Source organism: Arthrobacter silvisoli (assembly GCF_003369445.1).
In the GTDB taxonomy this organism is placed as follows: Bacteria; Actinomycetota; Actinomycetes; order Actinomycetales; family Micrococcaceae; genus Arthrobacter; species Arthrobacter silvisoli.
The window spans coordinates 150,978-172,812 of record NZ_QRCU01000077.1; the positions used below are offsets into that span (position 1 = coordinate 150,978).

General features: G+C 66.2%; 26 protein-coding genes. 21 read left to right on the forward strand and 5 right to left on the reverse strand.

Annotated elements, in window-relative coordinates:
* Positions 1-29 precede the first annotated feature (29 nt).
* The 6 genes from rpsE to map all read left to right on the forward strand — a co-directional run bounded on the left by rpsE (position 30) and on the right by map (position 4,499).
* The gene (rpsE, locus tag DWV11_RS18330) at positions 30-701 is read left to right on the forward strand and encodes a 30S ribosomal protein S5 (protein WP_210725787.1); all 672 of its coding nucleotides are present in this window, start codon (positions 30-32) and stop codon (positions 699-701) included.
* 2 nt (positions 702-703) lie between these two features.
* Positions 704-910, forward strand: a complete 207-nt coding sequence (rpmD, locus tag DWV11_RS18335) for a 50S ribosomal protein L30 (RefSeq protein WP_115790334.1) — start codon at positions 704-706, stop codon at positions 908-910.
* Positions 910-1,389, forward strand: a complete 480-nt coding sequence (gene rplO / locus DWV11_RS18340) for a 50S ribosomal protein L15 (RefSeq protein ID WP_070350376.1) — start codon at positions 910-912, stop codon at positions 1,387-1,389. Before rpmD ends, rplO begins: the two co-directional genes overlap by 1 nt.
* Before the next feature lie 203 nt (positions 1,390-1,592).
* Positions 1,593-2,903 (forward strand): preprotein translocase subunit SecY, encoded by a 1,311-nt coding sequence (gene secY, locus DWV11_RS18345; protein ID WP_115790335.1) that lies wholly within the window; start codon positions 1,593-1,595, stop codon positions 2,901-2,903.
* Between the two features lie 5 nt (positions 2,904-2,908).
* Positions 2,909-3,478: an adenylate kinase gene (locus DWV11_RS18350; RefSeq protein WP_210725794.1), complete on the forward strand. Its 570-nt coding sequence runs from the start codon at positions 2,909-2,911 to the stop codon at positions 3,476-3,478.
* Between the two features lie 190 nt (positions 3,479-3,668).
* Positions 3,669-4,499, forward strand: a complete 831-nt coding sequence (map, locus tag DWV11_RS18355) for a type I methionyl aminopeptidase (protein ID WP_115790337.1) — start codon at positions 3,669-3,671, stop codon at positions 4,497-4,499.
* A 108-nt stretch (positions 4,500-4,607) separates the two neighbouring features.
* On the opposite strand, the gene DWV11_RS18360 is transcribed toward map, so the two are convergent.
* The 3 genes from DWV11_RS18360 to DWV11_RS18370 are packed head-to-tail and all read right to left on the reverse strand — an operon-like array spanning position 4,608 to position 7,317.
* On the reverse strand, positions 4,608-5,165 hold the full coding sequence (locus tag DWV11_RS18360) for a 2-oxo-4-hydroxy-4-carboxy-5-ureidoimidazoline decarboxylase (protein ID WP_115790338.1): 558 nt from the start codon (positions 5,163-5,165) through the stop codon (positions 4,608-4,610).
* Between the two features lie 17 nt (positions 5,166-5,182).
* Positions 5,183-6,643 (reverse strand): chlorohydrolase family protein, encoded by a 1,461-nt coding sequence (locus DWV11_RS18365; protein ID WP_115790339.1) that lies wholly within the window; start codon positions 6,641-6,643, stop codon positions 5,183-5,185.
* The gene (locus DWV11_RS18370; protein WP_115790340.1) at positions 6,640-7,317 is read right to left on the reverse strand and encodes a FadR/GntR family transcriptional regulator; all 678 of its coding nucleotides are present in this window, start codon (positions 7,315-7,317) and stop codon (positions 6,640-6,642) included. The genes DWV11_RS18365 and DWV11_RS18370 overlap by 4 nt, the downstream gene beginning before the upstream one ends.
* Before the next feature lie 97 nt (positions 7,318-7,414).
* On the opposite strand from DWV11_RS18370, the gene DWV11_RS18375 reads away from it, so the two are divergent.
* From DWV11_RS18375 to DWV11_RS18445, 15 genes are all read left to right on the forward strand, one after another.
* Positions 7,415-8,506 carry a sugar phosphate isomerase/epimerase family protein gene (locus DWV11_RS18375; RefSeq protein WP_168404761.1) on the forward strand — a complete coding sequence of 364 codons (1,092 nt, stop codon included), beginning with the start codon at positions 7,415-7,417 and terminating at the stop codon, positions 8,504-8,506.
* Positions 8,503-9,390, forward strand: coding sequence for an ABC transporter permease (locus DWV11_RS18380; RefSeq protein ID WP_115790341.1), 888 nt, complete (start codon positions 8,503-8,505; stop codon positions 9,388-9,390). Before DWV11_RS18375 ends, DWV11_RS18380 begins: the two co-directional genes overlap by 4 nt.
* A gap of 7 nt (positions 9,391-9,397) precedes the next feature.
* Positions 9,398-10,414 carry an ABC transporter permease gene (locus DWV11_RS18385; protein ID WP_115790342.1) on the forward strand — a complete coding sequence of 339 codons (1,017 nt, stop codon included), beginning with the start codon at positions 9,398-9,400 and terminating at the stop codon, positions 10,412-10,414.
* Positions 10,414-11,475, forward strand: coding sequence for an ABC transporter ATP-binding protein (locus tag DWV11_RS18390; RefSeq protein WP_115790343.1), 1,062 nt, complete (start codon positions 10,414-10,416; stop codon positions 11,473-11,475). The genes DWV11_RS18385 and DWV11_RS18390 overlap by 1 nt, the downstream gene beginning before the upstream one ends.
* Positions 11,472-12,353, forward strand: a complete 882-nt coding sequence (locus DWV11_RS18395) for an ATP-binding cassette domain-containing protein (RefSeq protein ID WP_115790344.1) — start codon at positions 11,472-11,474, stop codon at positions 12,351-12,353. Before DWV11_RS18390 ends, DWV11_RS18395 begins: the two co-directional genes overlap by 4 nt.
* Before the next feature lies 1 nt (position 12,354).
* Positions 12,355-13,995, forward strand: a complete 1,641-nt coding sequence (locus DWV11_RS18400) for an ABC transporter substrate-binding protein (RefSeq protein ID WP_115790345.1) — start codon at positions 12,355-12,357, stop codon at positions 13,993-13,995.
* A gap of 87 nt (positions 13,996-14,082) precedes the next feature.
* Positions 14,083-15,138, forward strand: coding sequence for a sugar phosphate isomerase/epimerase family protein (locus DWV11_RS18405; protein WP_115790346.1), 1,056 nt, complete (start codon positions 14,083-14,085; stop codon positions 15,136-15,138).
* Between the two features lie 107 nt (positions 15,139-15,245).
* Entirely contained in the window at positions 15,246-16,208 is a 963-nt protein-coding gene (locus DWV11_RS18410; RefSeq protein WP_115790347.1) for a P1 family peptidase, read from the forward strand.
* Positions 16,209-16,417: 209 nt separating this feature from the next.
* Complete coding sequence (gene infA, locus DWV11_RS18415; RefSeq protein WP_009358723.1) at positions 16,418-16,639, forward strand: translation initiation factor IF-1; 222 nt, start codon at positions 16,418-16,420, stop codon at positions 16,637-16,639.
* Between the two features lie 68 nt (positions 16,640-16,707).
* Entirely contained in the window at positions 16,708-16,821 is a 114-nt protein-coding gene (gene rpmJ / locus DWV11_RS18420) for a 50S ribosomal protein L36 (RefSeq protein ID WP_011775570.1), read from the forward strand.
* Between the two features lie 197 nt (positions 16,822-17,018).
* On the forward strand, positions 17,019-17,396 hold the full coding sequence (gene rpsM, locus DWV11_RS18425) for a 30S ribosomal protein S13 (protein ID WP_074587766.1): 378 nt from the start codon (positions 17,019-17,021) through the stop codon (positions 17,394-17,396).
* A 41-nt stretch (positions 17,397-17,437) separates the two neighbouring features.
* Positions 17,438-17,839 (forward strand): 30S ribosomal protein S11, encoded by a 402-nt coding sequence (gene rpsK / locus DWV11_RS18430; RefSeq protein WP_021472435.1) that lies wholly within the window; start codon positions 17,438-17,440, stop codon positions 17,837-17,839.
* A 138-nt stretch (positions 17,840-17,977) separates the two neighbouring features.
* The gene (locus DWV11_RS18435; protein ID WP_011692778.1) at positions 17,978-18,988 is read left to right on the forward strand and encodes a DNA-directed RNA polymerase subunit alpha; all 1,011 of its coding nucleotides are present in this window, start codon (positions 17,978-17,980) and stop codon (positions 18,986-18,988) included.
* A gap of 63 nt (positions 18,989-19,051) precedes the next feature.
* Positions 19,052-19,603, forward strand: coding sequence for a 50S ribosomal protein L17 (gene rplQ, locus DWV11_RS18440; RefSeq protein ID WP_115790348.1), 552 nt, complete (start codon positions 19,052-19,054; stop codon positions 19,601-19,603).
* A gap of 32 nt (positions 19,604-19,635) precedes the next feature.
* Positions 19,636-20,526: a tRNA pseudouridine synthase A gene (locus DWV11_RS18445; protein ID WP_115790349.1), complete on the forward strand. Its 891-nt coding sequence runs from the start codon at positions 19,636-19,638 to the stop codon at positions 20,524-20,526.
* 211 nt (positions 20,527-20,737) lie between these two features.
* On the opposite strand, the gene DWV11_RS18450 is transcribed toward DWV11_RS18445, so the two are convergent.
* Positions 20,738-20,929 carry a Flp family type IVb pilin gene (locus DWV11_RS18450; RefSeq protein WP_115790350.1) on the reverse strand — a complete coding sequence of 64 codons (192 nt, stop codon included), beginning with the start codon at positions 20,927-20,929 and terminating at the stop codon, positions 20,738-20,740.
* Positions 20,930-20,954: 25 nt separating this feature from the next.
* Positions 20,955-21,830 (reverse strand): type II secretion system F family protein, encoded by an 876-nt coding sequence (locus tag DWV11_RS18455; RefSeq protein ID WP_115790351.1) that lies wholly within the window; start codon positions 21,828-21,830, stop codon positions 20,955-20,957.
* Positions 21,831-21,835: the final 5 nt, after the last annotated feature.

Below are 21,835 nucleotides of genomic sequence, written 5' to 3' on the forward strand. Positions count from 1 at the left end.
CCGTTGAAAATAACGAAAAGGACATTCAGGTGACTGAAGCTGCAGCTGCTGAGGCAACTGAGACCGCTGCTGCCACCGACGACCGCCGCGGCGGCCGTCGCGGCGAGCGTGGCGACCGTGGCCAGGGCCGCGGCGACCGTGGTGGCCGTGGTGGCCGCGACGGCGGCCGTGAGGCCGAGAAGAGCCAGTTCGTAGAGCGCGTTGTGACCATCAACCGTGTCGCCAAGGTCGTCAAGGGTGGTCGTCGCTTCAGCTTCACCGCCCTCGTCGTCGTCGGTGACGGCAACGGTCTGGTCGGCGTCGGCTACGGCAAGGCCAAGGAAGTTCCCGCCGCCATCGCAAAGGGTGTCGAAGAGGCCAAGAAGTCCTTCTTCCGCGTCCCGCGTGTCGGCAACAGCATCCCGCACCGCGTGCAGGGTGAGGCCGCAGCCGGCGTCGTGATGCTGCGTCCGGCTTCCCCGGGTACCGGTGTTATCGCCGGCGGTCCGGTCCGTGCAGTACTGGAGTGCGTCGGTATCCACGACGTCCTCTCCAAGTCGCTCGGTTCCTCCAACGCCATCAACATCGTTCACGCGACTGTTGACGCCCTGAAGCGCCTGGAAGAGCCCGCTTCCGTGGCAGCCCGCCGTGGCCTGCCGCTGGACGAGGTTGCTCCGGCTGCTCTGGTGCGCGCCATCCAGAACCAGAAGGCAGGTGTCTAGTCATGGCTAAGAACCTGACTCCCTCCGACGCCAAGTTGGAGATCACCCAGATCAAGGGCGTCATCGGCGCCAAGCAGAACCAGCGCGAGACCCTGCGTTCCCTCGGCCTCAAGCGCATCGGACACACCGTTGTCCGTACCGCTGACGCCGTGACCGTGGGCATGCTCAACACGGTTCCGCACCTCGTGAATGTTGAGGAGGCGAAGTAATGGCCGAGAACAAGACCGCAGAGGCTGCCGAGAAGCAGCACGCACTGAAGGTCCACCACCTGCGTCCCGCCCCGGGTGCCAAGACCGCCAAGACCCGTGTTGGTCGTGGTGAAGGCTCCAAGGGTAAGACCGCCGGTCGCGGTACCAAGGGTACGAAGGCCCGCTACCAGGTCAAGGCTGGCTTTGCCGGCGGCCAGCTGCCGCTGCACATGCGCCTGCCGAAGCTGCGCGGCTTCAAGAACCCGTTCCGGGTCGAGTTCCAGGTTGTGAACCTGGACAAGCTCAACGAGCTGTTCCCGGAAGGCGGCGCTGTGACCGTCGAGGCTCTGGTCGAGAAGGGTGCCGTTCGCAAGAACCAGCCCGTGAAGGTGCTGGGCACCGGCGACATCACCGTCAAGGTTGACGTCACCGCCCACGCTTTCTCCGCCAGCGCTGCGGAAAAGATCGCTGCAGCAGGCGGCACCACCACCGCTCTCTAAGGGAGTCATTTCCCGAAGTAGCGGCGGTGGTTCCACCCTGTTGTGAAACAACTCCCGGTGCGCGGGGCTTCGGCCCGGCGCACCGGGAGTTTTTCGTTTCGAGGCCTCCCGATTGTTCGCATCGCGCATACAACCGCTAGACTCGGGTGTTGGGTTTCATTGGGCCCACAGATACCTTTGGATTTTTCTACTCAGGAGGACGCTTGCTTAGCGCATTCGGCCGGGCGTTTCGGACGCCTGATTTGCGACGCAAGCTGTTGTTCACGCTGGGAATCATCACAATCTTCCGCTTGGGTGCGTTCATTCCCTCGCCTGGTGTGAGCTACCAGAATGTGCAGCAGTGTTTGCATGGCGGTCAGACACAAGGGAGCCTGTACCAGCTCGTTAACCTGTTCAGCGGCGGCGCGCTGCTGCAGGTGTCCATCTTCGCGCTGGGCATCATGCCCTACATCACCTCAAGCATCATTGTGCAGTTGCTTCGCGTGGTGATCCCGCGCTTCCAGCAACTGTACGAAGAAGGCGCTTCGGGCCAGGGCAAGCTGACCCAGTACACCCGTTACCTGACGATCGCCCTGGGCCTCCTGAACGCCACCACGCTGGTGTCTCTGGCCCGTTCCGGCCAGCTCCTGCCGAACTGCCAGCTGCCGCTTATCCCGGACAGCAGCATCATCACCACCATCCTGATCATCATCACGCTGACGGCCGGCACCGGCCTCATCATGTGGATGGGTGAACTGGTGACCGAGAAGGGCGTCGGCAACGGCATGTCCCTGCTCATCTTCACCTCGATCGCGGCCACGTTCCCCACCTCCCTCGGCGCCATCTGGTCGTCCAAGGGCCCGGGCACCTTCTTTACCGTGCTCATCATCGGCCTCGTGACCGTGGCCCTGGTGGTGTTCGTCGAGCAGTCCCAGCGGCGCATTCCGGTGCAGTACGCCAAGCGCATGGTCGGCCGCCGGACCGTCGGCGGAACCAGCACCTACATCCCGATCAAGGTGAACATGGCCGGCGTCGTGCCCGTCATCTTTGCTTCCTCCATGCTGTACCTCCCCGGCCTGATTGCGCAGTTCAACCAGCCGAAGGCGGGAGAGCAGATGGCTCCGTGGGTCGAGTGGATCAACAACAACCTCACCCGCGGCGACCACCCCATCTACATGGCGCTCTACTTCGCCATGATCGTTTTCTTCACCTACTTCTACGTCGCCATCACCTTCAACCCTGAAGAAGTGTCGGACAACATGAAGAAGTACGGCGGGTTTATTCCGGGCATCCGGGCGGGCAAACCGACCGCGGACTACCTGCAGTACGTGCTTTCCAGGATCACCCTTCCCGGAGCCGTCTACCTCGGCTTCGTGGCGCTGATCCCGCTGATCGCCCTGGTCCTGATCGGCGCCAACCAGAACTTCCCGTTCGGTGGCACCTCGATCCTGATCATGGTGGGCGTCGGCCTGGAAACCGTCAAGCAGATTGATGCGCAGCTACAACAACGTCACTACGAAGGGCTTTTGCGATGACGAGAATGCTGATCATTGGACCTCCGGGTTCGGGCAAAGGGACCCAGGCCGAGCGGATTTCCGAGCGTCTGGGCGTAGTCGCCATTTCCACCGGCGACATCTTCCGTGCCAACGTCAAGGGCGAAACCCCGCTGGGAATCGAAGCCAAGAAGTACATGGACGCCGGCGACTTCGTCCCGGACGCGGTCACCAACAAGATGGTCCGCGACCGCCTGGGCGAGTCCGACGCCGAGAACGGCTTCCTGCTGGACGGCTACCCGCGCACCACGGCACAGGTCGACTACCTTGACCAGATCCTCGCGGAAGGACAGGAGAAGCTCGACGTAGTGCTTCAGCTGACCGCCGACGACGAGGAACTCGTCAGCCGCCTGCTGGGCCGCGCCAAGGAAACCGGGCGCTCGGACGACAACGAGGCCGTGATCCGCCACCGCCTGGACCTGTACCACGAGCAGACTGAAGCCGTGGTTGCGAAGTATGCCGAGCGCGGCATCCTGACGCAGGTGGACGGCATCGGCGGCATCGACGAGGTCACCAACCGAGTGGTCCTGGCCATCGAAGCTGCCAAGGCTGTCTGACCTCGGCGCAACTGACGCTTGCTGAAAGGGTGCGCCCCGTACTTTGTGTGCGGGGCGCACCCTTTTTGGGGTGCAACCGATTCCTGTGAGCGGCCGATTTCGACCACGCTCGCCGATGCGGGAAAATGGTTGGCAGAGCCAAGGCACGTGCGCCCCGCATGAGCCGGTGAGAGCAACCCCCGAGGAGACCATGGCGTTCGGCCAGCCCCGTATCGAATACAAGTCCAATCAGCAGATGCGCAAGATGCACGAGGCCGGGCTGGTGCTTAGCCGAGCCCTCGACGCCGCAGTGGCCGCAGCCAAGCCGGGGGTCAGCACCCGTGAACTGGATGCTGTGTTCGCCACCGTGCTCAACGACGCCGGCGCCAAGTCCAACTTCCTCGGCTACCACGGCTTCCCTGCCACCATCTGCGCTTCCGTCAACGAGGAAGTGGTCCACGGCATCCCAGGCGACCGCGTGCTGCAGGACGGCGACATCATCTCGATCGACGGCGGCGCGATCGTGGACGGCTGGCACTCTGACTCCGCCCGCACCGTGATCGTAGGAACCGCTGACCCCGAGGATCAGCGCCTCTCCGACGTCACCGAGGAAGCCATGTGGCGCGGCATCGCAGCCCTGGCCAAAGGCAAGTTCGTGGGCGACATCGGCAACGCAATCGACGACTACGTCTCCGCCGTCCCCGGCAAGCCGCTGGGCATCCTGGAGGACTACGTGGGCCACGGCATCGGCTCCGAAATGCACATGGCCCCCGACGTGCTGAACTACCGCACCGGTCACCGCGGTCCGAAGATCCGTCCGGGCCTGTGCCTGGCGATCGAACCGATGCTGGTACGCGGCGGAATCGAAACGGCCACCCTCGAGGACGACTGGACCGTGGTCACCACCGACGGCCAGCGTTCCTGCCAGTGGGAGCACTCCGTGGCCGTGCACGAAAAGGGCATCTGGGTCCTGTCCGCGCCCGACGGCGGTGCGGAGCGGCTCGCGCAGTTCGGCGTCACCCCGGTGCCGATCCCGGCCTGAGCCCAACCCGCCACCGGACATGTCCACTCCTGGCCACCAGGAGTGGACATGTCACTTAAATGCCCATCGCTTGGTTCCAAGGGTGGACATGTCCGGCCGTGCAGCCGGTTATCCCTCAGTGAGGGCGGCTTCCGGGTCTTCCAACTCTTCGACGAGCCTCGTGAGGCGAATGGCGACCAGTTTGCGCAGTTCCTCCCTGACGGCGTCGCACTCCGCTTCGGATGAGTTCGTCAAGCGTGCCCGGAGCGCGGCCACCATCTCATCGTTCGTCAGTCCGGTTGCGCTGATGAGGAAGACATGGCCGAACTTTGCTTCGTAGGCATCCTGGGCCTCGTTCAGGGCTTGCAGGGCTTCGTCGTCCCTGTCCATGAGGGCGGATTCCTGCTTGGCCCACCGCAGCCTCCGGCCGGTGAAGCCGTCGTGCCGGGATCCCAGGCGCCTCAACCCAACGTGGGAGGCGACCACGTTGGCGTCGCTCAGAGCTGTGACAGCCGAGCGCGCCTTTCCGATCAGGTCGTCGAAGTCAGTGAACGGCCGTTGACGCTCAACGTCGATTGCCCAGTCTTCCACGGGAAGGTGGCACAGTCCGGGCATCGCCTTGATGAACTCGTCACGGGGGAGGTCGTTGAGCCGTTTGACTCCGTGCAATCCAATGGAGGTGTTCAAGGCAGTTCCTTTCGTTGTCAGCGCAGCGGGAAGCTCGGCGGCAGGAGTTCTTCGGTGGACCGGCGGGCGTGGTCCGAAACGCTCAGCGAGGCGATGTAGAGTTCCAGGAATTCCTGGGCCCGCTCGCGGTAGCCGCTTGTGTCCACGGTGGCGATCCCGCCGTCGTCGACCACCGTGCTTCCGGCAACTACCACGCGCGTGATGTCGCGGCCGTCGGCGTTCATCACCATGGTGCGGATGGGGTCGCCGTACGGGCCGATGTGCTCGCCGCTTAGGTCCAGCACGAAGTAGTCGGCCTGCGCACCGGGGGCGAGACGGCCCAGGTCCGGGCGGCCCAGCGCTTCGGCCGGGTCGAGCGTGGCGGAGCGGAAGAGGTCCGCGGCCTGGGCGCTGGTGCGGTTTCCGGTGATGGCCTTGGTCATGCCCATGGCCAGGTCCATGGCGCGGATCATGTTCGGCGGGGCGGAGTCCGTGCCCAGCACGATCCGGATGCCGCGCCCGCGGTAGGAATCGTAGTTGTCCAGCATGCCGCCGTAGTGTGCCATCGGGATGGGGCAGAGCAGAACGCTCGTGCCGGAGTCCGCGAGCAGCGCGAGGTCGTCCCCAGCGCCGAAAGCCTCAGGCATAAGCGGGTGCCCCGGCACGGTCCAGGCGTGCGGGATGAAGGTGCGTTCGCCCAGGAAGCCGAGATCGGCGAGGTACGGCAGGGAGCGTTTGCCGGTCCGGGAGATCATGGTTTCGATTTCGAAGAGCCCCTGGGCGGCATGCAGGCGCACCGGGATGCCGAGTTCGTCGGCGGCCTTGCGGGTCAGGCGCAGCGTCTGTTCGGTCTGGGTCTCGATCCGGGCGGGCAGCAGTGCGGTGCGGATCAGCCCGCCGGCCCGGCCTTCGTAGTCCTGCGCGAAGCGGACGGCATCCTCCAGCCCGGCCAGGCCGCGGCGTTCGTCTTCGTGGAGCAGCACGCGGGTGCCGTCCGTATATGGCACGGCCGTGCGGTAGCTCGGGCCGAGGTAGGCGCGGATGCCGAGGGCTTCAACGGCCTCGGCGGTGTCCGCCATGTCCTGGTAGTCCTCGCACCATTCGTGGTAGCTCTCCGAGGCGATCGGCATGAGCGTGGTGATGCCGTTGCGCACCAGTTGGGAGAGCGCGAACTCGCGGCGGAAGCGGGCCTGCTCGCGGGTGAAGACGGCTCCGTGGTCCTTCAGGTAGGCCTCGGACCAGACCAGGCCAAGGCGGCGGGACGCGTCCGGCCAGGAATCGAAGATGGCGTGGTCGATGTCGGCCAGGGCATTGAGGTCGATGAAGCCCGGGGAGACGACGGCCTGCCCGGCATTGATCTCCACATCCACCGTGCCGGAGTAGTCCCGGCCGACGAAGAGGATGGTCCCGTCCTCGTGGACCAGTTCTGCATCGGGCAGGATGCAGTGGTCGCCGTCGGCATAGCCGATCACGAAGGCGGCCTTGACGCGTGTGATCATTTGTTCTCCAAGTCGTGTGCCTGGTTGTCCAGGATGGCCCCGGCCACCAGCATGGCGTCCTGCACGGAGCCGTCGCGGATGGCCTCGAAAAGATCGTCGTGGTTGTCATGCCCTGCGTGCGCTGCCCGGTCGAGGCCTGCTGCGGAGGTCCAGGCGCCGTCGATGTTCGCGGCCAGGGAGCCGTAGATCCCGGCCAGCAGCTGGTTGTGCGCGGCGTCCACCACGGCGCGGTGGAAGTCGATGTCGGCTGCCCGGAAACCCTCGTCGTCGCGGGCCTCGGCGGCAGCACGACGGCGGTGGAGTGCGTCCTCGAGCTTGTCCAGGTCGGCCTTGTCCCGCCGCTGCGCGGCGAGGGCCGCCGCGGGCACGTCAAGGCTGCGCCGGACCTCGACCGCTTCGAAAGGGTCGGCGTCCTGGAAGCCCTTTCGGAGGGCGATCTCCTGTTCGTCGACGGCGGCCACAAAGGTGCCGTCGCCCTGCCGGGTCACGAGCAGGCCTGCGTGCACCAGCGCGCGCAGTGCCTCGCGCAAAGGAGCGCGGCTCAGTCCCAAAGCCTTGCCCAGTTCGGGTTCGGGCGGGATCCGGTCTCCCAGGCCCCACTCGCCCTGCCGAATCCGCTGACGGATGTCATCGATTGCTTCGTCGACCACACTGCGCCGTCCGTTCACCGCCATGGTGCCCCCTCTGGTTCCTACGTCCACGAAGCGTCTCACATGGCTGGGTGAAAATCCACTCTTTCGTAAGACGTCTTACGAGTGTAAGTTTAGCCGCATGACCCAGATCACAGAAATGCTTCCTGGCTCGAGGTCTCCCGAAGACAGGGAATTCCCCGCCGTTCGACTCGGCATCCAATTCACCCGCTACCCCGGAATGGAGCAGCTGCCGCTGCTTGATTCACTCCGCCAGGCCGTCGACGACGGCTTCACGCTGGTCGTCCTGAACAACATCGCCGCGGAACTCGCGGGCGAAAGCGAGGACTTGCTCGACGAGGTGGCGGCGGAAGCCCGGCGCGCCGGCGTCGAACTCCACCTGGGACTGGGCTGCGCGGGGCCGGCGGGTGAACCGGCCGCCGTCCGGCGGGAACTGCGCAGCGCCCTGGCGCGGGGCCTGGAACTCGGCATCAAGGAGTTCTTCGTTTACACCCGTTCCGTGCGGGAAGGCCTGGTGGAGCAAGGACGCTTCCTGGACCACGCCGCGCAGCTCCGGCTGATCCTGGCAAACCTTGAATCCCTCGCCACGACGGCGGGGGATGCCGGGGCCAGGATCAACGTCAAGACCCACGAGGACCTCGCTTCGGGGGAGGTGCTGTCCCTGGTGCAGGGCCTCGATCCGGCGGTCTTCGGCATCGGGCTCGACGTCGCCAACCCCGTGGTCCGCGGCGAAGATCCGCACGCCGTCGCCACGGCCCTCGGCCCCTTGACCCGCATGACCCACCTGGAGGACTTGGTGCTCTTCGCGGTGCCGCACGGCTACCGGCGCCGGCTGCGCGCCCTCGGCGAAGGCGTCCTCGACTGGGACGAGCTCCTCGGCAGCCTGCTGGCCGCCGGGGTGCGCGACTTCACCCTCGAACAGCACCGCGGAAAATTCGACACCCCCGTTTTCGACCGTTCATGGTTCCGCTACGAACCCCACCTTGACGCCCCGGGACTCGGCCAGCTGGCCCGCCTCGGGGCCCTGACGCACGACGGCGTGGCGCGCGGCGGCATCCCGCCCCTCGCCGACTGGGACGAAGACCCCGCCCCTGCCGAACGCCGTCGACAGCTGCTCCACAGCGCCGCAACGCTGCGGCGGATCCTCACATCGATCGGCGCCGGAGTTGCTGCCCCGGCCACGATCCTCTCCGGAGAGGAAGGACTCTCATGACAGCAATAGCTGCTCCGCAGGCCGTTGTCCCGGCCAGGCGCCGGCCCTTCACCAGCTTTCTCAAACGGGACAGGAGGCTCACCCTGGCCCTGTCGCTGCTGGCGGCCCTTGTGGTGCTGACACTCCTCGGCCCGCTGTTCTGGCGGGTCCAGCCCGAGGCCATCAACCTCGGCGCAGTCCTCCAGGGCCCGAGCTTCGCGCACCCGATGGGCACGGACGACACCGGCCGCGACGTGATGTCCAGGTTCCTCGCCGGCGGACAGACCTCGATCCTCGCAGGCCTCACCATCGCACTCATCGGGGCCATCGTGGGCTGCGTGACCGCCCTCCTGGCCGGCTCCATGCGCGGCTGGGTGGACACCCTTTTCACCTGGCTGAGCAATTCGATCCTGTGCTTCCCGGCGATCCTGCTCGCCATGGCCATCGCGATGGCGCTCAAGCCGGGCGTCACCGCCGCCGTCATCGGCCTCTCACTGCACTCCTTCCCCTGGTACATGAGGACCCTCCGCGGCGAAGTGATGCGCCTGTACGGCCAGGACTTCATCCGTTCCACCATGGCGATCGGCGCCCACCCCGCCCGGGTCCTGTTCCGGCATGTGCTCCCGCACCTGGTGCCGATCATGATCCTGCAGATGGCGGCCGTGTTCGGTGCCGCCGTGCTGTCCCTGGCCGCCCTCGGGTACCTCGGACTCGGAGCCCAGCCGCCCACCGCTGAATGGGGCGAAATGATCACCGAAGGCCAGCAGTTCTTCCTCACCGGCCAGTGGTGGATCGCCGGCTTCCCGGGCCTCGGCCTGCTCATCGCCGTCACCCTGACCACCGTCATCGCGGACCGGGCCCGTGAGGTCCTGGACCCCCGCGGCGAATTCACCCAGGCGAAGTGAGGATCCGATGACCAGCACCGTACTCAAACGCCTCGGCGTTGCCTTGGCCACCATCTTCGGGGCCTCGATCTTCACCTTCGTCCTGCTCCGCAAGGTCCCCGGCGACCCCGCCCGGGCCATCGCCGGCGACACCGCCACCGAGGAAACCATCGCCGCCCTGCGCAAGTCCATGGGCCTGGATGACAACCTCTTCGTCCAGTACGGCAACTACATGGGCTCCCTGCTCCGCGGCGACTTCGGATTCTCGTACAGCACCGGCAACAGCGTGGGCACGCTCCTCGGGCAGCGGCTTCCCGCCACGCTCGAACTCGGCCTGCTGTCCGTGATCATCGCAATCGTCGCCGCCGTGCTCGCGGCAAGCTTCGCGGTCTATTCGCGACGGCGGTGGCCGGACCAGGCCGTTCGCTTCGCCTCCTCCCTGGCCATGGGTTCGCCGCCGTTCTGGATCGCGCTGCTGGCCCTGATGGTCTTCTCCATCCAGCTCGGGATCTTCCCGGGGCCGGAAGGCCGGCTGTCGCCCGGAATGCTCAAGCCGCCGAACGTCACCGGGATGTTCACCGTGGACTCCCTCCTGGCCGGACGATGGGGCACCTTCGCCAACGCGGCGTGGCACCTCCTGCTGCCGGCGACCATCGTGGCACTGGGCCCGTTCGCCTTCCTCAGCCGGCTCTACCGCAACCAGCTGCGCGGCACCCTCCGGGAAACCTTCGTGGCCGTCTCCCAGAGCCACGGCCTGCGCCGCTTCCCGGTCTACAACCGGCACGTGGCGCCGCACGGTCTGCTGTCCCTGCTGCCTGCCGCCTCCCTCCTCTTCGCCGACCTCCTCGCCGGAAGCCTCCTGGTGGAGAAGGTGTTCGGCTGGCCCGGCATCGGCTCCATGACCGCCGACGCCATCATCCAGAAGGACTTCGCGGTGGTCCAGGCCGTGCTCCTGTTGGCGGCCGTCCTCTACGTGGTGGTCAGCCTCCTGGCCGACATCCTCATGACCGCAGCCGATCCCCGCACCCGAGTAGGAGCACGCTGATGCAAAGCAATGCACCCTCCCTTCCTGTACCCCGGCTGACGGTCGACGGCGGCCCGGACCCCGAGCGCAACGACCCCGTGCTCAGCGTCCGTGGCCTGCGGACCGACTTCGAGACTGCCGTGGGAACCGTCCACGCCGTCCGCGACGTCTCCTTCGACCTCCGCAAGGGGCAACGGCTGGCGATCGTGGGCGAATCCGGCTCCGGCAAGTCCGCCATGGCCATGTCCCTGATGGGCCTCGTGCCCCCGCCCGGCCGCGTGGTCGGCGGCAGCGTCAGGCTCAACGGCAAGGAGATCGTGGGCCTGGACGACGCCGGGATCTCCAAGGTCCGCGGCAAGGACATCGGCCTGGTCTTCCAGGACCCGATGGCCGCACTGGATCCGCTGAAGACCATTGGCAGCCAGTTCGTCGAAACCATCCGGGTGCACCAGGACGTCTCGGTGAAGGCCGCCCGCAAGATGGCCGCCGACCTGCTTGGCGAGGTGGGCGTGAACGACGCGGCCCGCCGGCTCTCCGACTACCCGCACCAGTACTCTGGCGGCATGCGCCAACGCGTGCTGATCGCCATGGCCATCGCCAACGATCCCTCCGTGGTGGTCGCGGACGAACCCACGACCGCCCTGGACGTCACCACCCAGGCGCAGGTGCTGGACCTGCTGGCCAAGATCTGCGATGAACGCGGAAACGCCCTGGTGATGATTACCCACAACCTGGGCATCGTCGAAGAACTCTGCGACAGCGTCAATGTCATGTACGCCGGGCGCTTCGTCGAATGCACCAGCACCGGGGCGTTGTTCGCCTCGCCGGGCCACCCGTACTCGAAGGCCCTGCTGGACTGCGTCATCGACCCCGCCACCGCACGGCGCGGCGCGCTGCCGGCCATTCCCGGCTCGCCGCCGGACCTCTCGGTGGACGAACCTGGCTGCCCCTTCGCTCCGCGCTGCCCGATCGGCCGGGACCAAGAGCGCTGCGCCGTCGAAAGGCCGCAGCCCCGCACCCTGTCCAATGGCGCCGTCGTGCGCTGCCACTTCGCCTACGACCCCCAAGGGGAGACAGCATGAACATCGCAAGCGCCACCCCGCTCCTGCGGGTGGAGAAGCTGAACAAGTCCTATGCCAAAGGCATCGGCGGCAGGCACCGCACCCGGATCCTGCGAGATGTCTCCTTCGAACTGCACCGCGGCCAGACCCTGGGCCTCGTAGGGGAGTCCGGCAGCGGGAAGTCCACCACCGCGGCCTGTGTCATGGGCCTCACGGCGGCGGACAGCGGGCTGATCGAGTTCGACGGCGTCGACCTGACCACCCTGTCCAAGGCCGGGATGCGCAGGATGCGCCGGCGGATCCAGATGGTCTTCCAGGACCCGAACGGCTCCCTCGACCCGCGCTTCACCGTGGCGGACCTCGTGGAAGAGCCGCTCATCGTGCACGGCGTCACCGATTCCGCCGAACGCTCGCGCCGGGTCTCCGAGGTCCTGGACCGCGTGGGAATCAGCGTCAAGCAGGCCCAACGCTATCCTTTCGCGTTCTCCGGCGGCCAGCGCCAGCGCATCGCTATCGCCCGGGCCCTCGTCCTGAACCCGGACCTCGTGGTCCTTGACGAACCCGTCAGCGCACTGGACGTCTCCATCCAGGCCCAGGTCCTCAACCTCCTCAGCGAGCTGCAGGACGAACTCGGCCTGACGTACCTCTTCATCGTCCACGATCTCGCGGTGGCCCGGCTCATGAGCCACGACATCGCCGTCATGAACGCCGGGGAGATCGTGGAGGCGGGTACGTCCGCTGACGTCTTTGACAACACCACCCACCCGTACACCCGCGCATTGCTCGACGCCGTGCCGGGCGCCCGCCGCCGGGCGGCACAGAACCGGACAGTAGCCCAGCAGCGGACGACGGCGGCGCTCGCCACCGCGGGCACGGCCGACGCCATGGAAGGAATGTGACATGTTGACCCTCCCGAAATGGACGGCGGCCGCGAAGACTGCGCTGCTGAAGCGGACGACGGCGGCGCTCGCCGCCGTGGGCCTGCTCGCCGGTGTTCTCTCCGGCTGCGCCCAACCTGCGGCGTCCTCGGGCGCGGGCGGACGGCCGTTCACCGTGAACTGGGCCGCCTCTCTGACCAACATCGACCCCGCGTTCGTGTGCGCAGGCGCCGAGAACAGCTTCGCCACCAACTTCTACGCCCGCCTGGTCCGGCTCGACGAGGAACCGCAGAAGGACGGAACACTGGTGGCAGTCAACGAGCCCGAACGGGTCAAGGGCGACCTGGCCACCTCGTGGACGGTTTCCCCGGACGGCAAGTCGTACACCTTCAAGCTGCACCCGGGGGCGAAGTTCGCCAACGGCAACCCGCTGGACGCCGAAGCCGTGCGCTACTCGATCATGCGCAACCTCACGATCGGCGGCTGCGGCGCCCTCGGCCTGCAGATCGGCCTGACGGACCCGCCGCTGATCAGCAACGTCGTGGTGGTGGACCCGCAGACGGTGCGCCTTGAACTCTCCCGGGCCTACCCGGCGATCCTGGTGACCCTGGCCCAGAGCCGCGGCTCGATCTATGACCCGAAGGTCATCAAGGAGCACGGCGAGGACCAGAAGGGCGTGCCCAACCAGTGGCTGGCCTCGCACACCGCCAGCAGCAGCGGCCCCTACGTGCTGGATGAATACGTGGCCAACAACTACGCCGTCCTCACCCGGAACCCGAACTACTACGGCGAACCGGCCAAGGAAGCAGAGGTGCGGGTCAACTTCATCACCTCGATCCCCACCCTGATGCTGCAGGCCCGCCGCGGGGAAGCCGATGTGACCCTGGGCCTGCCGCCCTATGTGGTTCACCAGCTGAGCCAGGAGGACTGCTGCCGGGTCACCAGCGCCCCGGCGTTCGCGCCGGTGACGGTGTCCCTGGACAATTCCTCGGGCACCACGGCCAACCCGAAACTGCGTGAGGCGCTCACCTACGCCGTGCCATACGAACAGATCAAGGCCAGTGTGGCCTACGGTTACGCGGACAGCTACTACGGCCCCTTCGTCCCCGGCATCCCGGGCTTCGACGCACAGCGTTCGGCCCCTCGGCCGCTGGACAAGGACAAGGCCCGGGCCCTGGTCAAGGAATCGGGCCTCGTGGATCCGCAGATCGACCTCATGATCAACCCGTCCTCGCCCGGCGTGTCCACTCTCGCGACCATCCTCAAGGCCTCCTGGGAGGACATCGGGGTGCGCGTGAACATCGACTCGCAGACGCCCACGGCGTTCGCCACCAGGTTCAACACCGGCAAGTACCAGTCGGCCCTGCTGTTCGAAACCGGCGGCGTGGTGGCCGCGTACGAGCTGCGCAAGAAGATGACCTGCGGCAGCACCTTCAACAACCAGCACATCTGCATTCCCGGAACCCCGGAGCTGATGGACAAGCTCAACGCCGCTTCCGACCTTGATGCGCAGCTGCCGTACATCAACGCGCTGGTGGATTCCTGGCGGGCCAGTTCGCCCACCATCATCCTCTATCGTGCCCAGTTCACGGCCGTGCTTGCGCATTCGGTCAAGCACTTTGAGTACTCGCCCACGTTCTCCTTCTACAACTGGGGCCGCTAGCGGCACCGCGCCCGCCGCGGGGACCGGTCCGACCGGTTCCCGGGGCGGGCACCACGAGACTTCCAGAACCAGCTAAGGACAAGAAAAATGCGTATTGGTGTCGATGGCAGCAAGATTCCCCACGGGGCCGAGGACTCCGCCGTCCGGATCCTCGAACGCGCCCACGCGATGGGCATGGAAGGCGTGTACTTCCGCAGCGTGATGGACGTTTCGCCCACCTTGGACCGTGGACTGCTCGCCGAAGTGCGGGCGTGCGCCGATGACCTGGGCCTCTACCTGCAGATGGGCCTGGCCAAGGTCAATCCCTATGCGGCCGCCGAGGCGCCCCAGGTCCGCCGGCTGGGCGACGGCGACTACACCCGCGGCATGGTCAGGATGATCGAGGCGGCCCACGAGGCCGCCGGCGTCACGGAGCTGTGGGTGGCGTGCGCCAACTACCAGCGCGGCATGCCCGGCTACTACGTCTTCGACCGCTTCCGCACGGACGCCCCCTGGCCGGACCAGCTGGTGGCGATCGAGAAGTTCCTGCGGCTGCTCGCACCGGTCGCCCGCGACCACGGGGTACACCTGAACATCGAGACCCACGAGGAGATCACCAGCTACGAGGTGGTGCGGCTTGTTGAATCCGTGGGCCCGGACGTCCTGGGTGTCACCTTCGACACTGCCAACGTGGTGGTGCGCGGTGAGGACCCCGTGGCTGCGGCCCGGCGTGTGGCACCCTATACCCGCGCCACGCACCTGAGGGACTTCGTACTGGGGGAGCAGGACGGGGTGTTCGGACGGGTCTTCGCCCCCATCGGCCAAGGCTCCATTGACTGGGACACCGTACTGGGCATCCTGCACGAGGCCAACCCGGAGCTGCCGCTCTCCATCGAGAACGCGGGCCCCACGCTGCACCTGCCCATCGGCTTGGACGATCCCGAATGGCTGGCCGTGCACCCTGACCTGGCCCCGGCCGAAGTGGGCCGCATCCGCGAAATGGCCGCCGGGTACCAAGCGCGCGTGGACCGCGGCGAGGCCCCCTCCCTGACGGAACTGCGGGCGGTCCCGTACGACGGCGAACGCTTCATCCACGAGTCGGCCCGGGCCCTGCGTGCCTCGCTCGCCCGGCTCGGCATCGCGGAGGGCGCCGCCACCCGCTGACGAGGAGCGCGAACGTACAGTTGCGGCCCCGGAATCGCGGGCGCATTCCTGGGCCGCAAACTGTACGTTCGCGCTAGTTCCACGCCGGTGTGGAGCACAATGGCCTCATGGCATCCAAGATCACCGATGTTCCGGGAATCCGCGTTGGGCACGTCCAGAAGGTCGGCGGCGGTTGGCTGTCCGGGGTCACGGTGGTGCTGCCACCGCCGGGAACCGTGGGCTCGGTGGACGTCCGCGGTGGCGGGCCCGGCACCCACGAGACCGATGCCCTTGATCCCACCACCCTCGTCCCCACCGTGGACGCCGTGGTGCTGACCGGCGGCAGCGCCTACGGCCTGGCCGCGGCACACGGTGCCCAACGCTGGTGCGAAGAGCAGGGTCGCGGTTTCCCGGTACCTGGTGGCGTGGTGCCGATCGTTCCGGCCGCCGCCATCTTCGACCTCGGCCGCGGCGGCGACTTTGCCGCCCGGCCCGGCGCGGACATGGGCTACGAAGCGGCAGCCGCGGCGGGCGCCTCGGGCGAGCAGGCCGACGTCGCGCGCGGGAACTCCGGCGCCGGGACCGGTGCGGTGCTCGGCAGGGGAGCCTTCAAAGGCGGGGTAGGCACGGCGTCCCTCACCCTCGACGGCATCTCCCCGGACGGTCCCGTGGTGGTCGGCGCCATCGCCGTGGTGAACGCACTCGGCTTGCCGGCCGGGGCGGAAGCGCCGCAGGCGCCGGGCAAACCCCAGCCGAACACCACGCTGGCCGTCGTCGCCACCAATGCGGTGCTGGACCCGGCGGAATGCAAGCGGACCGCCTCGGCGGCCCATGCAGGCATCGCCCGGGCACTGAACCCCTCCCACACCCTCGCCGACGGCGACACCGTCTTCGCGCTGGCAACCGGCGCCGTCGCCCTTGACCGAAGCAGCGGGCAGGCGCGCCAGGTTTCCCTGATTACCCTGCAAAGCGCGGCCGCCGAAGCGGTGCGCCTCGCGATCCTGGACGGCGTTGCCGCGGCGGAAACCATCACGACGCCGGCAGGGGAGTTCCCCGCGTTCGCCGCCCGGACGGACGGGCGGCAGGGGTGACAGCGGGATGCCTCTGCGCTAGCATGAGCCGATTTAACATTCGGCCCGCTTTGCCGTAGTGTTGTCTGTTGGTTGTCTGCACAGCCACGCCCATTTACAGAACCGGATTTCCGGGCCTGCGGTGGGCGGGCGGGGGCAACCGAAAACCCAAAAACGTCCGCAGGGATTCCCTTGGGAAGGACTGCGGCAAACAACAGTTAGCGGAGGATATGGCCAAGAAGGACGGGGTCATTGAGATCGAGGGCGTTGTGACCGAGGCGCTGCCCAACGCGATGTTTCGCGTTGAGCTGACCAACAAGCACATCGTTCTTGCACACATCTCGGGGAAGATGCGCCAGCACTACATCAGGATTCTCCCTGAGGACCGCGTAGTGGTGGAACTGAGCCCTTACGACCTCACACGTGGTCGCATCGTCTACCGCTACAAGTAAATTGCTGGGCGGCGGGGCATAGTCCCAAGCCGTTCCAGCCGACCACCTGCAACACGCAAAGGAACGCCATGAAGGTCAAGCCGAGCGTTAAGCAGATCTGCGACAAGTGCAAAGTGATCCGCCGTAATGGCCGGGTCATGGTGATCTGCGAGAACCCGCGCCACAAGCAGCGCCAGGGCTGATTCCCGCCAGGGAACCGGCGCCCGCAAGGGCAAACCTGGGCTGTGCCCACGCAAGTAAATAAAGGCAGCACAAGCTGCGCTGGGACATTGAGCAACACAGAGCCCGGACAGCGAACCCCCGGTCGGAGGCTGGGGCCACACTGAACGTGTGGGTGTACTGCCTACGACCTCCGGTTTATTCAAGGAGTACCGCCACTATGGCTCGTCTCGCTGGCGTAGACATTCCCCGCGAAAAGCGGTTGGAAATTGCGCTTACTTACATCTACGGCGTGGGCAAGACCCGTGCAAAGGAAACCCTGGCTGCCACCGGCATCAGCGCTGACGTTCGCGTCAAGGACCTGACTGACGCCGAGCTGGTTCAGCTGCGTGACTACATCGAGGGCAACTACAAGGTTGAGGGTGACCTTCGCCGCGAGGTAGCCGCCGACATCCGCCGCAAGGTCGAGATCGGCAGCTACGAAGGCCTGCGCCACCGCAAGGGCCTGCCCGTACGCGGTCAGCGTACGAAGACCAACGCTCGTACCCGCAAGGGCCCGAAGCGCACCGTCGCCGGCAAGAAGAAGGCCGGCCGCTAAATAGCGGTTGTCTTCCCCGATAACTTTCTGTAGGAGAAAACATGCCCCCCAAGACTCGTGGAGCGGTACGTAAGCCGCGTCGCAAGGATAAGAAGAATATTGCGCTCGGCCAGGCGCACATCAAGAGCACCTTCAACAACACCATCGTGTCCATCACGGACCCGACCGGTGCTGTGATCTCCTGGGCTTCCGCCGGTGAGGTTGGCTTCAAGGGCTCCCGTAAGTCCACCCCGTTCGCTGCCCAGATGGCTGCCGAAGCCGCTGCAAAGCGCGCCCAGGAGCACGGCCTGCGCAAGGTCGACGTTTTCGTCAAGGGCCCGGGTTCCGGACGCGAGACCGCAATCCGTTCGCTGCAGGCCGCTGGCCTCGAGGTCGGCTCCATCCAGGACGTCACCCCCAGCGCCCACAACGGTTGCCGCCCGCCGAAGCGCCGCCGCGTCTAATTGACTCCGCCGCGGCCGGCCGTGCCGCCGTCGGACAGTGTTCCTGTCCGACGGGCACGGCCGGCAGCTTCGGAAACAAGCCGATTTCCACCACCTGTGTTGCGTCATATAGCGGATGCTCGCCGAAAGGAAACCTAAGTGCTTATTGCACAGCGCCCCACTCTGTCTGAAGAAGTAGTCTCCGAGAACCGCTCGCGTTTCATCATTGAACCGCTGGAACCGGGCTTCGGCTACACCCTCGGCAACTCCCTCCGCCGTACCTTGCTCTCCTCCATCCCCGGTGCCGCTGTTACCAGCATCCGGATCGATGGCGTGCTGCACGAGTTCACGACGGTTCCGGGTGTCAAGGAAGATGTCACCGAGATCATCCTGAACATCAAGAACCTCTCCGTGTCCTCCGAACACGATGAGCCGGTTGTCGCGTACCTGCGCAAGCAGGGTCCCGGAGTCGTCACGGCAGCGGACATCGCTCCGCCGGCCGGCGTCGAATTCCACAACCCGGATCTGCACATCGCCACGCTGAACTCGAAGGGCAAGTTCGAACTCGAACTGACCATCGAACGCGGACGCGGCTACGTTTCGGCAGCTCAGAACAAGTCCGGCGACTCCGAGATCGGCCGCATCCCGGTCGACTCGATCTACTCGCCGGTCCTGAAGGTGACCTTCCGCGTGGAAGCCACCCGTGTTGAGCAGCGCACCGACTTCGACAAGCTGATTGTCGACGTCGAGACCAAGCAGGCCATCGCCCCGCGCGATGCCGTCGCTTCCGCAGGCACCACCCTGGTGGAACTGTTCGGTCTGGCCCGCGAGCTGAACACCGCAGCTGAAGGTATCGAGATCGGCCCGTCGCCCACCGACGCAGCCCTGGCTGCCGACATGGCACTGCCGATCGAGGATCTGGACCTCACGGTCCGTTCCTACAACTGCCTCAAGCGTGAGGGCATCCACACCGTGGGTGAACTCGTTGCCCGCTCCGAGGCTGACCTGATGGACATCCGCAACTTCGGTGCGAAGTCCATCGACGAGGTCAAGGCAAAGCTGGTGGAACTGGGCCTGTCCCTGAAGGACTCGCCTCCCGGTTTCGACCTCGCAGCCCGCGCCGCAGCCATCGAAGAGGACGACGCCGCGTTCAGCGACGACGAGCTCTAACACAGATCTTGGCCATCGGGTCCCGGACGGACCAGTACGGCCTTCATTACAGGAGAAATTACTATGCCTACCCCCACTAAGGGTCCGCGCCTCGGAGGCGGTCCGGCTCACGAGCGCCTGATGCTCGCGAACCTGGCAGCTTCGCTGTTCGAACACAAGCGCATCACCACCACGGTCACCAAGGCCAAGCGCCTGAAGCCGTACGCAGAGCGCCTGGTCACCTTCGCCAAGCGTGGCGACCTCGCTTCCCGCCGTCGCGTTCTCGGCCTGATCAGCAACAAGGGCATTGTCCACGAGCTGTTCACCGACATCGCACAGGCAGTGGAGAACCGCGACGGTGGCTACACCCGCATCACCAAGATCGGCAACCGCAAGGGCGACAACGCTCCCATGGCTGTCATCGAGCTGGTTCTCGAGCCGCTCTCCCCGAAGCAGGCTGTTGTAGCCGAAGCCACCCAGGCCGCTGAAAAGGCTGCTCCGGTTGCTGAGGAAGCTGAGGCTGTTGAGGTCGTCGAGACTGAAGAGGCTCCTGAGGCTGCTGCCGAAGAGGCTCCGGCCGAAGAGGCTGCTGCCGTAGAGGCTCCGGCCGAAGAGGCCGCCAAGGACGAGAAGTAATTCGCTGAATTCTTCCCGATAGACTTGGGTCCATGAACGAACAGGAACCCGCTGCCCCCGTTTCCGGAGGCGGCGGGTTCTTGCGTATCCGGATGGATTTGTCGTACGACGGCGGGCCGTTCAGCGGGTGGGCCGTGCAGCCCGGATTGCGTACCGTCCAGGGCTGCCTGGAGTCCGCGCTGGAGCTGGTGATCCGCCGTGCGGTCCGGGTCACCGTGGCCGGACGCACCGACGCCGGCGTGCACGCCCGGGGCCAGGTGGTCCATGTGGATCTTTCGGAAGAGGAATGGTCCCGGCTCTCGCGCGGGGGACTGTACGAGCCGGCGGCCGCTCTGCAGCGCAAGTTGCGGGGGGCGCTCAGCAGGGTCCTGGAGGGGCACCACGGTGCCATTGAGATCCACGACGCCGGCCTGGCGCCGTCGGGCTTCGACGCCCGGTTTTCGGCGCTCTGGCGCCGTTACAGCTATCGGATTGCCGACGGCCCTTCGCATTGGGACCCGCTTCTGCGGGGACTGACCCTGTGGCACAAGGCGCCGCTCGACGAGGCACTGATGAACCGTGCCGCGGCCGAGCTCCTCGGCTTGCAGGATTTCCGCGCCTACTGCCGGCCCCGGGAGGGAGCGACCACCATCCGGGAACTCCAGGCATTCGAGTTCGAACGCGGTGAGGACGGCGTCATTGTCGCCACTGTCCAAGCCGACGCCTTCTGCCACAACATGGTCCGTGCCCTCGTGGGCGGCGCGCTGCGTGTGGGGGAAGGGCTGGAAACCCCGCAGTGGATGCACGACCGCATGCTTGCCGGGGTCCGCGATGCCAAGTCAGTGCTTGCCGCGCCGCATCCCCTGGTCCTTGAACAGGTGGCCTACCCCGCCGAAGGTGAGTTGCTGGCCCGGGCCGAGCTGACCCGGGCGAAGCGGGAGTAACCCCAAGTAGAGACCCCCTCCCGGCTCTGGGTACCGGAAGGGGGTCGGGGTGACCACTGCGGCTCTGGGTACCGGGTGGTCGGTATGGCGGCACCCCTTCGCAAAGGGTGCCAAATCGGGTACCTCCCTCCAGCAGGCCCAGCCGCTGCCGGAGGTGGCGTCGAGGTACTCCAGTGCCTGCCCAGACAGGCCGGTTGAGGTGGTTGGTGGGTTACGGGAGGCCGAGGGCGGCTTTCAGTCCGTTGGTGAGGTCACCGAAGTAGCCGTTCAGGGCGGTCCCGAACAGCCCGACTCCGAAGACGATGATGAGTGCAACGAAGCCCGTCATCACTGAGTACTCCGTGGCTGTCGCGCCGCCCTCGCTCCCCAGGAACGAGATCAGGCGGTTGAGTCTGCTTTTCATGATGGGTGCCTTTCACTCGGTTCTTCTAGGAAAACGCAGCCATGATGTTCATGGCGGCAGGACCGATCAGGATGATGAACAGCGTCGGGAAGATGCAGAAGATGAGCGGGAAAAGGATCTTCACCGGGATCTTCATGGCGTGTTCTTCCGCTCGTTGCCGGCGTTTCGTGCGCATCTCAAGGGCTTGGGCCTTGAGGACTTTGGCGATCGCGATGCCGTAGGTGTCCGCCTGGACAACAGCCCGGATGAAACTGCGGACATCCGGAACATCGACCCGTTCCGACATTGCCACGTAGGCTTCCTTGCGGCTGCGCCCCACTTGGATGTCCTGCAGGGTCCGGATGAACTCGTCTGCCAGCGGACCCTTGCCGTTCGCTGCCACACGCGCCACCGCGGCCTCGAAGCCGAGTCCGGCCTGAACCGAGATCAACATCTGGTCGAGGGAATTCGGCAGGTCGCGTCTGATGGCATCCCTGCGCTTCTGCGCGTTGGAACGGATCAACAGGTCCGGCACGAAATAGGCGAGCAATACGATCGCGACCGCAAGGACAACACGACCGGCGGAGCGGTCAACCATGAACAGCAGGACCCCCATGACGCCGCCCGCGAGTGCGAGCAATGGCTTGACCATGAGCACGCGTGACAGCGGCCATTCTTTTGGACGACCCGCACCTGCGAGCTGCTTGTCTAGCCACGCGACATAGCCGACCGGGGCAATCCGCCGTGACCATTCGGAAAGCCGCTCACCGGGGTGGGCTTGCTGGGCGGTGCTCGTCGCCCGTACCCCCAAGTTCATCCTGATATTTCTCAGCCCAGCACGGTCTCCGGTAAAGGCGAGCCACACCATCCAGGAGACGGGCGCCACGATGGCCAGCATCGCTGCATATGCGAAAGGTTGCATGACGA

Coding starts and splice junctions, on each gene's coding strand:
- rpmJ (WP_011775570.1), top strand. CDS start 16,708: ATGAAGGTCAAGCCGAGCGTTAAGCAGATCTGCGACAAGTGCAAAGTG.
- DWV11_RS18350 (WP_210725794.1), top strand. CDS start 2,909: ATGCTGATCATTGGACCTCCGGGTTCGGGCAAAGGGACCCAGGCCGAG.
- DWV11_RS18390 (WP_115790343.1), top strand. CDS start 10,414: ATGCAAAGCAATGCACCCTCCCTTCCTGTACCCCGGCTGACGGTCGAC.
- DWV11_RS18410 (WP_115790347.1), top strand. CDS start 15,246: ATGGCATCCAAGATCACCGATGTTCCGGGAATCCGCGTTGGGCACGTC.
- DWV11_RS18385 (WP_115790342.1), top strand. CDS start 9,398: ATGACCAGCACCGTACTCAAACGCCTCGGCGTTGCCTTGGCCACCATC.
- DWV11_RS18450 (WP_115790350.1), bottom strand. CDS start 20,929: ATGAAAAGCAGACTCAACCGCCTGATCTCGTTCCTGGGGAGCGAGGGC.
- rplO (WP_070350376.1), top strand. CDS start 910: ATGGCCGAGAACAAGACCGCAGAGGCTGCCGAGAAGCAGCACGCACTG.
- DWV11_RS18445 (WP_115790349.1), top strand. CDS start 19,636: ATGAACGAACAGGAACCCGCTGCCCCCGTTTCCGGAGGCGGCGGGTTC.
- map (WP_115790337.1), top strand. CDS start 3,669: ATGGCGTTCGGCCAGCCCCGTATCGAATACAAGTCCAATCAGCAGATG.
- DWV11_RS18365 (WP_115790339.1), bottom strand. CDS start 6,643: ATGATCACACGCGTCAAGGCCGCCTTCGTGATCGGCTATGCCGACGGC.
- DWV11_RS18375 (WP_168404761.1), top strand. CDS start 7,415: ATGACCCAGATCACAGAAATGCTTCCTGGCTCGAGGTCTCCCGAAGAC.
- DWV11_RS18405 (WP_115790346.1), top strand. CDS start 14,083: ATGCGTATTGGTGTCGATGGCAGCAAGATTCCCCACGGGGCCGAGGAC.
- DWV11_RS18400 (WP_115790345.1), top strand. CDS start 12,355: ATGTTGACCCTCCCGAAATGGACGGCGGCCGCGAAGACTGCGCTGCTG.
- DWV11_RS18370 (WP_115790340.1), bottom strand. CDS start 7,317: ATGGCGGTGAACGGACGGCGCAGTGTGGTCGACGAAGCAATCGATGAC.
- DWV11_RS18380 (WP_115790341.1), top strand. CDS start 8,503: ATGACAGCAATAGCTGCTCCGCAGGCCGTTGTCCCGGCCAGGCGCCGG.
- DWV11_RS18455 (WP_115790351.1), bottom strand. CDS start 21,830: ATGCAACCTTTCGCATATGCAGCGATGCTGGCCATCGTGGCGCCCGTC.
- rplQ (WP_115790348.1), top strand. CDS start 19,052: ATGCCTACCCCCACTAAGGGTCCGCGCCTCGGAGGCGGTCCGGCTCAC.
- DWV11_RS18395 (WP_115790344.1), top strand. CDS start 11,472: ATGAACATCGCAAGCGCCACCCCGCTCCTGCGGGTGGAGAAGCTGAAC.
- infA (WP_009358723.1), top strand. CDS start 16,418: ATGGCCAAGAAGGACGGGGTCATTGAGATCGAGGGCGTTGTGACCGAG.
- rpsK (WP_021472435.1), top strand. CDS start 17,438: ATGCCCCCCAAGACTCGTGGAGCGGTACGTAAGCCGCGTCGCAAGGAT.
- rpmD (WP_115790334.1), top strand. CDS start 704: ATGGCTAAGAACCTGACTCCCTCCGACGCCAAGTTGGAGATCACCCAG.
- rpsM (WP_074587766.1), top strand. CDS start 17,019: ATGGCTCGTCTCGCTGGCGTAGACATTCCCCGCGAAAAGCGGTTGGAA.